This window comes from Nocardioides sp. CCNWLW239 (assembly GCF_037137035.1).
Classification (GTDB): domain Bacteria; phylum Actinomycetota; class Actinomycetes; order Propionibacteriales; family Nocardioidaceae; genus Nocardioides.
On the sequence record NZ_JBBBNW010000002.1, the window covers coordinates 1,139,805 to 1,152,838 of the forward strand.

At 66.7% G+C, this 13,034-nt stretch carries 14 protein-coding genes and 1 tRNA gene; 9 read left to right on the forward strand and 6 right to left on the reverse strand.

Annotated features, from left to right (window positions below; translation table 11 throughout):
• Window positions 1–652: 652 nt before the first annotated feature.
• Window positions 653–1,177: a DUF2199 domain-containing protein gene (locus WBG06_RS11235; protein ID WP_336736940.1), complete on the forward strand. Its 525-nt coding sequence runs from the start codon at window positions 653–655 to the stop codon at window positions 1,175–1,177.
• Between the two features lie 61 nt (window positions 1,178–1,238).
• Here WBG06_RS11235 and WBG06_RS11240 read toward each other — a convergent pair whose 3' ends face one another.
• Together WBG06_RS11240 and WBG06_RS11245 are read right to left on the reverse strand one after the other, a co-directional pair.
• A complete protein-coding gene (locus WBG06_RS11240; RefSeq protein WP_336736755.1) occupies window positions 1,239–2,033 on the reverse strand; it encodes a hypothetical protein in 795 nt (264 codons plus the stop codon).
• A gap of 6 nt (window positions 2,034–2,039) precedes the next feature.
• The gene (locus WBG06_RS11245) at window positions 2,040–2,873 is read right to left on the reverse strand and encodes a hypothetical protein (protein WP_336736756.1); all 834 of its coding nucleotides are present in this window, start codon (window positions 2,871–2,873) and stop codon (window positions 2,040–2,042) included.
• 128 nt (window positions 2,874–3,001) lie between these two features.
• On the opposite strand from WBG06_RS11245, the gene WBG06_RS11250 reads away from it, so the two are divergent.
• The 8 genes from WBG06_RS11250 to WBG06_RS11285 all read left to right on the forward strand — a co-directional run bounded on the left by WBG06_RS11250 (window position 3,002) and on the right by WBG06_RS11285 (window position 8,926).
• Window positions 3,002–3,433, forward strand: a complete 432-nt coding sequence (locus WBG06_RS11250) for a plasmid replication, integration and excision activator (protein ID WP_336736758.1) — start codon at window positions 3,002–3,004, stop codon at window positions 3,431–3,433.
• Window positions 3,433–3,849, forward strand: coding sequence for a hypothetical protein (locus WBG06_RS11255; protein ID WP_336736759.1), 417 nt, complete (start codon window positions 3,433–3,435; stop codon window positions 3,847–3,849). The genes WBG06_RS11250 and WBG06_RS11255 overlap by 1 nt, the downstream gene beginning before the upstream one ends.
• A gap of 200 nt (window positions 3,850–4,049) precedes the next feature.
• Window positions 4,050–5,366 (forward strand): FtsK/SpoIIIE domain-containing protein, encoded by a 1,317-nt coding sequence (locus tag WBG06_RS11260; protein WP_336736761.1) that lies wholly within the window; start codon window positions 4,050–4,052, stop codon window positions 5,364–5,366.
• 115 nt (window positions 5,367–5,481) lie between these two features.
• Window positions 5,482–5,703 carry a hypothetical protein gene (locus WBG06_RS11265; RefSeq protein WP_336736763.1) on the forward strand — a complete coding sequence of 74 codons (222 nt, stop codon included), beginning with the start codon at window positions 5,482–5,484 and terminating at the stop codon, window positions 5,701–5,703.
• Complete coding sequence (locus tag WBG06_RS11270) at window positions 5,700–5,876, forward strand: hypothetical protein (protein WP_336736764.1); 177 nt, start codon at window positions 5,700–5,702, stop codon at window positions 5,874–5,876. The genes WBG06_RS11265 and WBG06_RS11270 overlap by 4 nt, the downstream gene beginning before the upstream one ends.
• A 128-nt stretch (window positions 5,877–6,004) precedes the next feature.
• Entirely contained in the window at window positions 6,005–7,453 is a 1,449-nt protein-coding gene (locus WBG06_RS11275; RefSeq protein ID WP_336736766.1) for a replication initiator, read from the forward strand.
• A 13-nt stretch (window positions 7,454–7,466) separates the two neighbouring features.
• Window positions 7,467–7,667, forward strand: a complete 201-nt coding sequence (locus WBG06_RS11280) for a helix-turn-helix transcriptional regulator (RefSeq protein WP_336736768.1) — start codon at window positions 7,467–7,469, stop codon at window positions 7,665–7,667.
• A complete protein-coding gene (locus WBG06_RS11285; RefSeq protein WP_336736769.1) occupies window positions 7,667–8,926 on the forward strand; it encodes a tyrosine-type recombinase/integrase in 1,260 nt (419 codons plus the stop codon). The genes WBG06_RS11280 and WBG06_RS11285 overlap by 1 nt, the downstream gene beginning before the upstream one ends.
• Window positions 8,927–8,967: 41 nt before the next feature.
• On the opposite strand, the gene WBG06_RS11290 is transcribed toward WBG06_RS11285, so the two are convergent.
• The 4 genes from WBG06_RS11290 to gyrA form a co-directional block, all read right to left on the reverse strand.
• Window positions 8,968–9,041, reverse strand: a tRNA-Ile gene (locus WBG06_RS11290).
• A gap of 268 nt (window positions 9,042–9,309) precedes the next feature.
• Window positions 9,310–9,492 carry a hypothetical protein gene (locus WBG06_RS11295; RefSeq protein WP_336736771.1) on the reverse strand — a complete coding sequence of 61 codons (183 nt, stop codon included), beginning with the start codon at window positions 9,490–9,492 and terminating at the stop codon, window positions 9,310–9,312.
• 179 nt (window positions 9,493–9,671) lie between these two features.
• Window positions 9,672–10,205 (reverse strand): DUF3566 domain-containing protein, encoded by a 534-nt coding sequence (locus WBG06_RS11300; RefSeq protein WP_336736773.1) that lies wholly within the window; start codon window positions 10,203–10,205, stop codon window positions 9,672–9,674.
• A 41-nt stretch (window positions 10,206–10,246) separates the two neighbouring features.
• The gene (gene gyrA / locus WBG06_RS11305) at window positions 10,247–12,946 is read right to left on the reverse strand and encodes a DNA gyrase subunit A (protein ID WP_336736775.1); all 2,700 of its coding nucleotides are present in this window, start codon (window positions 12,944–12,946) and stop codon (window positions 10,247–10,249) included.
• Window positions 12,947–13,034: the final 88 nt, after the last annotated feature.

Sequence of the window (13,034 nt, forward strand, 5' to 3'; positions counted from 1 at the left end):
GTCTTCCCGAGAGTGGCCCCCTCGGCGGGGGTTCGGGGGCTTGCCCCTGACGTGCGAAACCCTTCGCCTGATCGACTTGTCGAGGGCTGGAGAGCGTACGCCGCTACGGCTGCCCCGCCCTCGTCGTCAGCCAAAGAACTCGGTCACGGCGGTGGTGGAAGGGAGATCCCGAACTTGTCGAGTGTGTCGAGTCCCAAGTAGAGGATGAGGAAGACGACGCCGGCAACGAGCCCCACCATGCGAGCGCGGTCCATGGCCTCGACCTCGTGCCAGAGGTGCCAGATGAGCCAGGCGACGAAGCCGAGACCGACGAGGGCGGCGATGGGGAGGCGATGGGGAGGAAGCTGACGATCTCGTCGACGGCGGTTGCCACGGGCGGCAGGGTATCGGCATGAGGGCTGGTTGCGGCTGAGAGTTTCGAGCTGCTGCGCCTGGAGAGTGAGCGCTTGGTCTACGGACTGGGCGCTCTTCTTCTTTTGCGCGGCACGTAGGGGGACCGGCCGCCAGGCCGCACGCCCCCGGAGGCCGCGCTCGCGGCCGGAGGCCGCCTTGAGTCAGTAGAGAAAGTTCTCACGAAGCCGTCGGCCAAACAGCGAACGCGGGAGTGTGGCGGTTCCGGCGGGCATGCGGGATGATCTCGGCCGTGACTGAGATGGCCGACACCGACATTTGGCGATGCGCGACCTGCGGAGACGAGCACGGCGGTCTAGCCACGGTGTTCGGGCCATTCGAGCCGGATGCCTGGGCGTCGGCGACCGATAGTCAGCGGGAGCGAGGCGAAATCAATCGGGACATGTGCGTACTCCCTGACGGAGAGACCACGCACTACTTCATCCGAGGCGAACTCCAACTCCCGGTGATCGATGCCGACCTCGACGTTTTCGCCTGGTCGGTCTGGGCCTCGCTAAGTGCGCCGAATATGAAGATGACAGTCGAGCATTGGGAGGACCCGGAGCGGGCTGGCCTCCCGCCCATGTTCGGCTGGCTCTCCAACTGGTTGATGCCGTACGACCCACCGACCACCAACCTGGCCGTGAACGTCCACACGCGAGCGCCGGGCACAGTTCCCCTGATCCAGTTGGACCCGAGCATCGATCATCCACTCGTTCGTGAGCAGGTCGACGGCATCACCATCCACAGGGTCGCGGAACTGAATCGACTCTTGCTCGCCGGTTGATCGGGCGTCGCCCGCCTGAGCCGGACGTGTGTCCATGGCGCAGGTGGCCGACTTGTCACCATTACCCAACGGATCGCAAGACCGCCAGCGTCTTGTCGTCGTGACGCTTCGCTCGTGGGAGTTGCTGCCCTTGCTCGTCGGTCGACTCCCAGTCCTGGCATCGCCGAAGAAGTGCTGCGAGGTCATCCGTGTTCGCGGCTGCGACGGCGGACCAGTCGTCGAGGCCTAGATGCTCCATCGGTTTGTACGCGCCGTCTGTCGCAAGCACACACCACGGGACCTCGTCGGGCGGCAGATGACGGGTGAGGGAATGCTCCGCGGCGGCCGGGTCTGCCTCCGCGATCCAGTATCCGCCGGGCTTGTTCCTGTGTCGGAGTTGCTCGGCCTGGAGCGCCGCGAGGATCTGCCGATGCTCGTCGTCGTATCCGTGCCCACTGGCGAGGCGCTCCCGGTAGGCGGTGCGCTGCTCAGTCGCGAGCGGTCCGAGTCGATCGTCTCGAATGATCTCTCCGGGAATCACAACCTGGCTGTCCCCCAACACCAGCACGTCAACCGAGGCGTCCTTGCGCCTGCGGACAACGGCAACCGTGCTCGACGGCGCTCGACCTCCGGGTGTCAGCTCGAGCGCGGCCGCTGTCGTCTTGATCGCCTCGGCCAGGAGCACGGTAAGCGCCTCGTCGGTGCCGTCGACGAGTGCGGCGATGGTTGAACCCAGATGTTGTGCGTACGTCGATGCGGGCACGTCCCGCGCTGCGAATGCTGAGGCTCCGTCGAGGATGATTACGGCGTTCGATGTGATGAAGGCGCGGTCATCCCCGGCGGGTGGTTCGGGGTGTTGGGCGAGGGTGACGTGCATAGCCGGCTACCAGAGGAAGGGCCCGGCGGCCAGGCTGCTGCCGGTCACCTCGAGCCCTTCGTATTCGGCTCGAATGACACAAGAGAACTCTTGGTCCTTGGTCTGGGCGTAGAGGTCTCCGAGGTGTTTGGCGAGGTAGTCGACGACGCCGAGGGATCCCATGGTGTGAATCCCTGCGATGTGGACCACGGTGTTGTTGCCGATCCTGTGTCGGCCGAGGTAGCCCAGATCGACACTCTCGGGGTTGGCCTTGTCGCTGGGCGAGTCGTGGCGTACGCCCGATCCGGTCTCCTGGAGTGACCAACGTCCATCGGCTTCGACGAACCCCAGGCGAGGGTCAGCGGCAAGAAGCGCCGAGGCAGCCGGGGCGGACTTCGGCCCACAGATGACAACGGCGTCGCCTTCGGGCAGTTCGTCGGTCTCGGGTCCGAGCTGGAAGCGCGTCACGGTGAATCCGAGGTCCGTCAGCACCTGGTCGGTGAGGTCGCCGGACTTCGCGTCCTCTGCGGCGATGAGCGGGCGCTCGCGGTCGGTCGTCTGGTAGCGCCAGGGCACGCCCACGGCGACCGGGCCGACTCCGAAGAACCCGCGCTCGGCGCTCGGTGCGCTCCCGCGGATCTGGGTGATGCGGCCCTTCGTGATCCCCAGGGCAGCAGCGATCTCGGTGTAGGTGAGGTCCTGGTCTCGGCGTGCTTCGTCGATCGCAGCCTTGCGCAGGCGCGCCAGCTCAGTCGACCGCTGCTGATAGATGGTCAGAAGTTCAGTTGCACGACGACCACGCCGCAGCGGATCGGGGTCCCGGCGTACGGCTTCGAACTCGTCTGAATCTGACTCTGGCACGCCGACGAGTTTAGACCCCTTGACTCCATCCTGCGCATCCCGTACCGTCTTGTTTAGCCCCCTAAACCAGATGGGGGATTTTCTTGGGCCAGACTGTTTAGGGCCCTAAACCGAAGGAGATGCAAGGCATGGCGATTCAGCGGAGGATGAACCTCACCAAGGAGCAGGTCTTCCCGGCAGGCGCGTTCATCGTGGGCGCGGTCGAGCCGGTGCAGGACTGGGAGCAGGCACCGCTCCCGGACGGGACCCGTCCGCAGAAGATCGACAAGGAGACCGGCCTGCCGACCTGGACCGTTCCGGTCCTCGACCCCGACCCGGAGGCGGGCAAGAACGACAAGACGGTCAACGTCAAGATCGTTGCCAAGCACCAGCCGGTGCCGCCGGCCAACGACACCGGCCTGCCGTTCGTCCCGGTCGAGTTCACCGGCCTGATCGGTGTCCCGTGGATCGACGACTCCGGCAACCGCCCCAAGCTGATGTGGTCGCTGACCGCTACGGGCATGGAGACCCCCGGCGCTCGTAAGCCCGCTGCCGGTACGACCTCGAAGGCGGCTGCGTGATGAACGCCCAGGAACTGACCCAAGCGGCCTACGCGGTGCTGGCTCGGATGCCCGAGGCCAACGTCCTCTCGGTGCACCTGAGCCGTGACTACGACTTCGGCCCGACCGGCCACGCTCGCAGCGTTGAGGTCGCCTCAGTCCAGGTCCACGCCAAGAACTGGGTCAACGCCCAGAAGATCGCCGAGGTGTTCGGGCTGGGTGAGGTCGAGGGCTACATCTACGGCGATCCCAGCGACGGCTACGGGCGTTCGCAGTACCGGGTCTGGCGTGGCTGGGTCACGGATGGATTCGGACTCGTCCCTGTCAGCGTCCAGGTCAAGGGCTCGGAGTACATCGACGCCGAGGACTTCGACCCGTCCGAGCATGCGCCGTTCGTCCCGGCCGCCCCGGTCGCTTCGGCCGCTGCGGTGGCGTGATGGGCACCGCGCTCGGCGTCGTCATGGTCCTCGGCCTGCTCTACCTCGTCGCCCGCGTCCTCTTCGACTGAGCACCACCCAGGACACGACGTGACACCCCGAAGGCTCCCGCTGGCCGTCGCGTGAAGGGAAGCGCGTGGCGGCTGGCGGGACTCCAACCCCGCAACTCTGGCCCGGCAACTCTGGAAAGGCAGCAAGTCATGAACGAAACACTCATCTACAGCCTCGGCGGCCTCGTCGCCCTGGCCCTCGCGGCCCTGATCGCGCTCCCGGCCACTCGTCAACCGACCCTCGCGGCCCTGGTCTGGCTGGGCATGGTGGCCCGCCGCGCCGTGTGGTGGTTGGTCTTCCGGTTCACCTGGAAGTCCCTGGCCCGTGAGGCGGGTCTCTCCAAGCGCCGGACCAAGCGTGTGAAACGCCTGGGCGTCGGGGAAGAGTCCATCGAGAAGTGGAGGGACCCTCGCCTCAAGAGGGTCATCACCTCGACCCACTCGGTCACGCTCAAGGTCCGGACTCGTCGCGGTCAAGCCCTGGCCGACCTCGAAGCCTTCGCCCCCAAACTCGCCGCGACCTATCAGGCCGACTCCTACCGGGTCTATCCAGCCAAGTGTCGTCCCGGGTCGACGGTGATGTTCGAGCTCGTAATGCGCGACCTCATCACCAAGCCGGCTACTGCTCAGATGCCCGAGCCTCGGATGCAGACCGAAACGGTCCTGCTCGGTCGCCGACAGAACGGCAAGCCGTTCCACCTGCAGATCGAGCAGCGACACACCCTCGTAGTGGGTGCCTCGGGTGCCGGCAAGGGCTCGTTCCTGTGGGGCATCGTCGGCTCACTGTCCCCAGCTATCGCGGTCGACGCCGTGCGGGCCTACGGGATCGACCTCAAGGGCGGCATGGAGTTGATGATGGGCGCTCCGCTGTTCACCAAGATCGCCGTCAAGGGTGAGCAGGCCGTGGAGATGCTGCGCGAGTTCGTCTCCATCGCAGACCAGCGCACCGAAGCACTGCAGGGCATCTCTCGCAACCACAAACCGGGCCCGGGTGACCCGCTCTACCTGCTCGTCATCGACGAACTCGCGTCGCTGACCGCGTACGCCGACCCGGAGATCAAGAAGGAGGCCGAGCGGCTCCTCAAACGGCTTCTCTCGATCGGTCGCGCGGTGGGTGTCGTGGTGTGCGCGTTCGTCCAGGACCCCCGTAAAGAGGTCATCGACATGCGCGGTCTCTTCACGCAGACCATCGCCCTGAGGGTCCGCTCCGCGATGGAGACCAACATGGTCCTCGGGGACGGCATGGCCACCCAGGCAGCCGCACACCGCATCCTCAAGGCTGCCCAGGGCACGGCCTGGATCATCGACGAGGATGGCTCCACCGACCGCATCCGGGCCGACTACTGGCCCGATGAACTCATCCGTCAGTTGGCCTCGCTCTACCCCGCGACCCCTGACCTGGTGACCATCCCGGATGCCGTCGACGCCTCGGGGATGCCGCTCTCGCTGAACGGGAGCGACCGATGAGCACCTCGACATGGATGAACCAAGCGGCCTGCGCCTCACCGGAGAACCGGGGCATGCCCTGGACGACCGACACCGTGGATCTTCCGCTGGTCGTGGTCGAGGTCATGCGGGCCACATGCGACGGGTGCCCGTCCGTTCCGCCTGCAACTCCTACGCCCTCGAAGAACGGGTTTCTGGTGGCATGTGGGCCGGGACCGACCGCGACCAGGTCGTGCCCCTGATCAACGGCTCCAAGCCGGTCCTGGGGGAGCAGCTCGAACTCCCGCTCATCCTCGGCGACGTGATCGAGGAAGTCTTCGGCGACCTCGACGCCCCGGCCCTGGACGGTGCGGCGTGAGTACCAAGACCACAACCAACGCCGTGCCGGTGTGCCTGCTCGACGAGTACGGCTGCCCGATGTTCCTGGACTGCGGCCACTACTGGCGACGCTGCGCCCCTGGCTGCCCCGGCTGGGGTGGCATCACGCTCAACCCCACTCTCACCGCTCTGGCTCTGGGTGGTGCCGCGTGACTGTCTCGACCCTGGATGCACCGGGCATCCACAGTGACGCATCGTCTCCGGCTCGGGGGTCCTTCCCTGGGTACGGGGAGGATGCGCCGCTGGATCTGTCCGGGCTCACGTCTGAGCAGGCTGCCTCGATGGTGGCTCGGTGGCGTGAGGGCTCCTTCGACGCCTTCGCCGAGTCCCTCGCCTCGGTCGGAAACTGCGCTCACCCGATCCGGCTGACCGGATCCTCGGAAACCTACGACCTCGCTAGCGGGGATCTCGTCGGCACCTACGCGTCCGCGAATGCTCCGCTCGGGGTCCTGTTCCGGCCCTGCGGCAACCGCCGCGCCGAGGTCTGCCCGGCCTGCTCGAGGACGTATGCCCGCGACACCTTCGCCATGATCAACGCTGGTCTCGTCGGCGGGAAGACCATCCCGGCCACCGTGGCAGACAACCCGCTGCTGTTCGCTACCTTCACCGCGCCCGGGTTCGGCCTGGTCCACTCCCACCACAAGAACGGCACCCGCTGCCGCCCCCGCAACCGTGACCGGGGCTCTCGCTGCGAGCACGGTCGGCCCGTGTCCTGCATGGCACGCCACAACGAAGACGGCTCGATCGTTGGCGCGCCGTTCTGCCCCGAGTGCCACGACACCGACTCCGCGATCGTCTGGCAGTGGCACGCCCCCGAGTTGTGGCGACGCCTGACCATCGAACTCCGCCGCGCTCTCGCCCGGGCACTGGGTGTCACAGAGTCCCGGCTCAAGAAGCACGCCGCGGTGCAGTTCGCCAAGGTCGCCGAATACCAAGCCCGCGGCTTGGTCCACTTCCACGCCCTCATCCGGCTCGACGGTCCTGATGGTCCCGGTTCGCCGGCCCCGCTCGACGGTCACGCACTGGCCGGCCTCGTCGAGCACGCCGCCGTCGCAACGAAGCTCGAGGCCCCACCCATCGACAACAACGATGTCGCCCGGCTGCTGCGCTGGGGAAAGCAACTCGATATCCGCGTGGTCCGCGACGGGCACCGCACCGACGACCCCGACAGTCCCCTTGTCCCTGAACAGGTCGCGGGCTACCTGGCCAAGTACGCCACCAAAGACGCCAACTCGATCCGCTCCGCCGACACCCAACGGCCACACCTGGCCGCGATGAGCGCTCGCTGTCACCACCTGGCCATGCGTGCCATGAAGCACTACGCGCTCAAGAACGGCGCGAAGAAGGCCGATGCCAAGGAGTCGGACCCGATCAACCCGTATGACCTGCTCGGCAAGTGGGCTCACATGCTCGGGTTCCGGGGCCACTTCTCCACAAAGTCGCGCCGCTACTCCATCAGCCTCGGACGGCTCCGCCGAGCACGCGCACGCTACGCCGAACTCCGAGCCGCTGCCGAGCACAACGAGCAAGCCCGCGCCACCCTGCTCGACCTCGGCGAACTCGAAGCCTGGCTGCTGGCCGACGAGGAAACAACCCTCGTCATCGGCAACTGGACCTTCGACGGCATCGGCTGGCCCACCCCCGGCGACGAAGCCCTCGCTCTCGCGGCCGCTGCCCGCGCCCGGGAGTACGACCAGTGGAAGGCCCAGACGAAGAACACCACACGATGAGAGGAAAGCAGTGATGATCAAGGAAGTAGGCAGCGGGCGGGCTCTGCTGACCATCGATGAGGTCGCGGAGTACTGCCGAGTCACCGTGTTGACCGTTCGTTGGCTTCGACAGGAAGGCCGCTTCGCTCCGGCGATCAAGATTGGACGACGCCTGGTCTGGGATTCGGCCGACCTCGACGCTTGGATCGATTCGCAGCGAGAGGCGGCGGCCTGATGACCGTGGAGACCCGTAAGACCGCCTCGGGCAAGAAGAAGTACAACGCTCGCGTCTTCCACAAGGGCCGCCAGGTCGCGTCCCTGACCTTCGACCGTAAGAAGGATGCCGAGGCCTGGCACGACGAGCAGGTGCGGAAGTTGCGCCTGGGGGACTGGTTCGACCCTCGCCGGGGTCAGGTGCCGCTCAGTGACGTCGCGGATCACTGGCTGGAGTCGCTGGGCCGGTTGAAGCAGAGCAGCGGCCGGGAAGATGCCCGCAATTGGCGGAGGAACATCGAACCGACGTTCGGCAAGGTCCCGGTCGGCTCGATCACTTCCTCCGACGTGTCCCGGTGGGTCGGTGGACTCGCGGCCTCTGGTCTCAAGCCGACCACGGTTGCCCGGAAGTTGGCCACCTTCCGATCGCTGCTCGACTACGCCAAGGAGGACCGGCGCGTTTCTACCAATGTCGCAAAGGAGGTCAAAGCTCCGACCGCTGGACAGGCTAAGCGCGAGGGCCAGTATCTGACCGTCGCGGAGGTGGACGCGCTCGTCTCCGAGTGTGCGGTGCCGACCAATGACAAGGGCACGCCGACGGGCCGACTCAGCCCGCATGGCGATCCGATCCCGAACCCATACGCCGACCTGGTGAAGGTGCTTGCTCTCGGCGGCATGCGTTGGGGGGAGGTGGCAGGGCTCCAGCTCCGCGACCGTGTGTATGTCCCCGGCAGGGGCCTCCGGCTACAGCGCGCAGTCCTGGCGAACAGCGACACCGGCGAGTTGTACGAGGAGACCTTGAAGGGCCACCGGGCGCGGACGGTTCCCCTGGTCGATGACATCGTGCCGATCATTGATCGTTGGTGCGAGGGGAAGGGGCCGGATGACTGGATCTTCACCGCTCCCCGTACGGGTAGCGGTCCGCTCGCTCGGCCTGGCGGCAGCCCGCTCCATGAGCGCAACTGGAAGCGGTCGATCGGGTGGTCTGCGGCGCTTCGCAAGATCGGCCGTAATGGCTTCCGCGTTCACGATCTCCGGCACACCTGCGCCTCGGTCTGGCTGGGTGCCGGTGCCGACCCGAAGGTAGTGCAGCGCATCCTTGGGCACTCCTCCGCGACCATGACGATGGACCTCTACGGGCACCTGATCGACCAGAACCTCTGGGACGCTGCGGCGAAGGTCGCTTACCTCTCGCTTACCTCGAAGGCTTCTAGGCGCCATGACAGGGAGTCGAAGGCGACTGCAGACAGCAAGGACGGCAAGGAGGAAAAGGGTGCCTGACATGCAGAAACGCCCCGAACCGGAGTCCAGGGCGAGTGCTGTGCGCTTAGGAGGACTTGAACCTCCGACCCCCACATTATCAGTGTGGTGCTCTAACCGTCTGAGCTATAAGCGCAGGCGCCAACTGGGGGTGGAAGCCCCACCAGCAGGCGAGAGGAAACATTACCCGGCCGCCGCCCGCGGAACCAAAACGGTGACAAGGGCGGTCTTTGCGCGCGAGGACGCGGCGAGGATGCTCGAGGCGCGGAGGCGGATGCAGGACGGCGTTGCGAGCCATACCCAGCTCGTTGCCGGCGGCCTCAGCAGGATCGACATCGAGAGGGCCGTACGCCGCAACGAGCTCCGTCGCGTCCGTCCTCGGTCTGCCCCCGGGCCGGCGGCAGTCACAGCGGGTGACGGTCGCAGGCAGCCAGTGCCGCGACGTCGAGTACGTGACGTACGCATTGGTGGTCGAGCTCGATGGTGCGCTCGGCCATGACTCCTGGCGCGACCAGGGCCGAGACGCGGACCGCTCGTTGGACGACCTGGCGGATCTGGGCACGATCACCGCCCGGCTGCGGTTCCATCAGGTCTTCGGCACACCGTGCCTGACGGCTGTCCGCGTAGGCAGGATCCTCACCAGAAACGGATGGACCGGGAAAGTACGGACCTGTGGCGAGAATTGCCGCATCGATGAATGAACCTGGGGAGGGTTGTCCGAACAGTGTTCGGACAACCCTCCCCAGGTTGCAGATTCGGGTGTGGCTCAGTTCTCGGTGAGCTCTACCTCGACGCCGCCCAGCAGCGCGGCGGCCATGTTGTAGAGGAACGCGGCCAGGGTGGCGACGGCGGTCATCAGGACGATGTTGACTACCGAGACGACCATGGTGAAGCCCATGACACGGGCGAGGCCGAGGTAGTCCTGCACGTTCCAGCCGGCGCTGGAGTCACCGACGACGTCCTGCACGGCCTGGTTGATCGCGTCCCAGACACCGGCGGCGCCGAGCACCGACCAGATGACGAAGACGGCGACGATCACCACGACGCTGAGCGCGATCGAGAGCAGGAAGGCCATCTTCATGACCGACCACGGGTCGATGCGGCTGAGGCTCAGCCGAGCCCGACGCGCCGACCCGCCGGCCGCCGCCCGCTCCGCGCCTGCCGGGCCGGAGGTGCGGGCGGTCGAGGCCACCGCGGAGGCGGCTGCCGAGGTCGAACGCTTGAACTCACTGGCCGCGTTGGCCACCGTGTCCGTGATCCGTTGGGTCACCGGCTGCGCGGTCTCGTTCCGCTCGGTCATCGCGACTCCTCCAGTCTTGCTGTCGGTAGTGCGGTCCGTCATCAGGATTCATCTTCCGTGGTCGACTCGGACGACGCTCCGTGCTCGCCGTCTGCACCGATTGTTACATCATCTGCAACCTCTGTCCCGGTGACGGCTTCATCGTCGACCTCGCGGGCCTCGACGGAACGGGCCACGACGGCGACCGAGTCACCCTTCTTCGGCGAGACGAACTTGACGCCCTGGGTGGAGCGCCCGGTCGCCCGGAAGTCGGAGTTGATCGGGCTGCGTACGACCTGGCCGGTCGCGGTGATCGAGAGGATCTCGTCGCCGTCGACCACGATGAACGCACCCACCAGGCCGCCGCGGTCGGCGTTGGCCAGGGCCATCGTCTTGATGCCCAGACCGCCGCGGGACTGCAGCCGGTATTCGGAGATCTTCGTACGCTTCGCGAAACCGCCGTCCGTGATGGTGAAGACGAACTGCTCCTTGACCTCCTCCGGCGACTCGGCGCCGGAGACCGGAGCGGCCACGTCCGCGGTGTCCTCGTTGGCCTCGGAGAGCCCGGCCGCGATCTCGGCGGCGACGTGCTCGGCCCGGATGACCGACATCGACAGCAGCGAGTCGTTCTCCCGGAACTTCATGCCGGTGACGCCCGAGGTCGCCCGGCCCATCGGCCGCAGCTGGTTGTCGTCGGCACGGAACCGGATCGCCTGGCCCTTGCGGGAGACCAGCAGGATGTCGTCCTCGGAGTTGACCAGCTCGGCGCCGATCAGCTCGTCGTCGTCCTCGCGGAAGTTGATCGCGATGACGCCGGCCTGACGGGGCGAGTTGTAGTCACCGAGGCGGGTCTTCTTGATCAGACCGGAGCGGGTGGCCAGCACGAGGTAGGGCGCCTGCTCGTAGTCGCGGATCGCGAGCACCTGGGCGATCGACTCGTCCGGCTGGAACGAGAGCAGCCCGGCCACGTGACCGCCCTTGGCGTCACGTGCCGCCTCGGGCAGGTTGTAGGCCTTGATCCGGTAGACCCGGCCGGCGGTGGTGAAGAAGAGCAGCCAGTGGTGGTTGGTGGTCGAGATGAAGTGCTCGACCACGTCGTCGCCGCGCAGCGTGGCGCCGCGTACGCCCTTCCCACCGCGCTTCTGGGTGCGGTATTCGTTCGCCAGGGTGCGCTTGGCGTAGCCGCCGCGGGTGATCGAGACGACCAGCTCCTCGTCGGGGATGAGGTCCTCCATGGAGAGATCCCCGTCGGCCGCGATGATCTGGGTGCGGCGGTCGTCGCCGTATTTCTCGACGATCTCGTCGAGCTCGTCCATGACGATCTGCCGCTGGCGCGTCACGTTGGCGAGGATGTCCTCGAGGTCGGCGATGATCCGCTCGAGCTCGGCCAGACGGTCGACGATCTTCTGCCGCTCCAGCGCCGCCAGGCGACGCAGCTGCATGTCGAGGATCGCGTTGGCCTGGACCTCGTCGATGTCGAGCAGGCGGATCAGGCCCTGACGGGCGTCGTCGACCTCGGGGGAGGAGCGGATCAGCGCGATGACGGCGTCGAGCTGGTCGAGCGCCTTGACGAGGCCGCGCCAGATGTGGGCGTCCTCCTCGGCCTTGCGCAGCCGGAATGCCGTACGCCTCCGGATGACGTCGATCTGGTGCTCGACCCAGTTGGAGATGAACTGGTCGATCGAGAGCGTGCGCGGCACACCGTCGACCAGCGCCAGCATGTTGGCGGAGAAGTTGGTCTGCAGCTCGGTGTGCTTGAGCAGGTTGTTGAGTACGACCCGGGCGACCGCATCGCGCTTGAGCACGACCACGAGCTGCTGACCGGTGCGGGAGGACGTGTTGTCCTTGACGTCCGCGATGCCCTGCACCTTGCCGGTGTCGGCGAGGTCGGCGATCTTCTGGGCGAGGTTGTCCGGGTTCACCATGTAGGGGAGCTCGGTGATCACCAGGTTGGTGCGACCCTTGGCGTCCTCGTCGACCTCAATGACCGCACGCTGGGTGATCGAGCCGCGGCCGGTGCGGTAGGCCTGCTCGATGCCCTCGCGGCCGACGATCAGCGCGCCGTTGGGGAAGTCGGGGCCCTTGACCCGCTCGAGCAGCGCGTCCTGGAGCTCCTCGCGCGTCGCGTCGGGGTGCTCGAGTGCCCACTTGGCGCCGGAGGCGACCTCACGCAGGTTGTGCGGCGGGATGTTGGTCGCCATACCGACCGCGATGCCGGCCGAGCCGTTGACCAGCAGGTTGGGGAACCGCGCCGGCAGGATGGCCGGCTCCTGGGAGCGGCCGTCGTAGTTGGGGCCGAAGTCGACGGTGTCCTCGGTGATGTCGCGGACCATCTCCAGCGCCAGCGGCGCCATCCGGCACTCGGTGTAACGCATGGCCGCAGCCGGGTCGTTACCGGGCGAACCGAAGTTGCCCTGGCCGTGGATCAGCGGGTTGCGCATCACCCACGGCTGCGCCAGCCGGACCAGGGTGTCGTAGATCGCGGTGTCACCGTGGGGGTGATAGTTACCCATCACCTCACCGACGACACGGGCGCACTTGGAGAACCCGCGGTCGGGGCGGTAGCCACCGTCGTACATCGCGTAGAGGACGCGCCGGTGGACGGGCTTGAGGCCGTCACGTACGTCAGGCAACGCGCGGCCGACGATGACCGCCATCGCGTAGTCGATGTAGCTCGACTGCATGGAGGCCTGCAGCTCGACGGTCTCGATCCGGCCACCGGCAGCGGTCTGCCCGGAGCCTTCCGGAGGAGTCTCGGTCACGATTTCACTTTCTGCGTGCGTCTATCGGTATCTAGGGCCTCAGCGAGACTCAGATAACTCGGCCATATCGACATCATTGCGGGGCTCC

Coding starts and splice junctions, on each gene's coding strand:
- WBG06_RS11235 (WP_336736940.1), top strand. CDS start 653: ATGGCCGACACCGACATTTGGCGATGCGCGACCTGCGGAGACGAGCAC.
- WBG06_RS11240 (WP_336736755.1), bottom strand. CDS start 2,033: ATGCACGTCACCCTCGCCCAACACCCCGAACCACCCGCCGGGGATGAC.
- WBG06_RS11250 (WP_336736758.1), top strand. CDS start 3,002: ATGGCGATTCAGCGGAGGATGAACCTCACCAAGGAGCAGGTCTTCCCG.
- WBG06_RS11255 (WP_336736759.1), top strand. CDS start 3,433: ATGAACGCCCAGGAACTGACCCAAGCGGCCTACGCGGTGCTGGCTCGG.
- WBG06_RS11260 (WP_336736761.1), top strand. CDS start 4,050: ATGAACGAAACACTCATCTACAGCCTCGGCGGCCTCGTCGCCCTGGCC.
- WBG06_RS11265 (WP_336736763.1), top strand. CDS start 5,482: ATGCGACGGGTGCCCGTCCGTTCCGCCTGCAACTCCTACGCCCTCGAA.
- WBG06_RS11275 (WP_336736766.1), top strand. CDS start 6,005: ATGGTGGCTCGGTGGCGTGAGGGCTCCTTCGACGCCTTCGCCGAGTCC.
- WBG06_RS11280 (WP_336736768.1), top strand. CDS start 7,467: ATGATCAAGGAAGTAGGCAGCGGGCGGGCTCTGCTGACCATCGATGAG.
- WBG06_RS11285 (WP_336736769.1), top strand. CDS start 7,667: ATGACCGTGGAGACCCGTAAGACCGCCTCGGGCAAGAAGAAGTACAAC.
- WBG06_RS11295 (WP_336736771.1), bottom strand. CDS start 9,492: ATGGAACCGCAGCCGGGCGGTGATCGTGCCCAGATCCGCCAGGTCGTC.
- WBG06_RS11300 (WP_336736773.1), bottom strand. CDS start 10,205: ATGACCGAGCGGAACGAGACCGCGCAGCCGGTGACCCAACGGATCACG.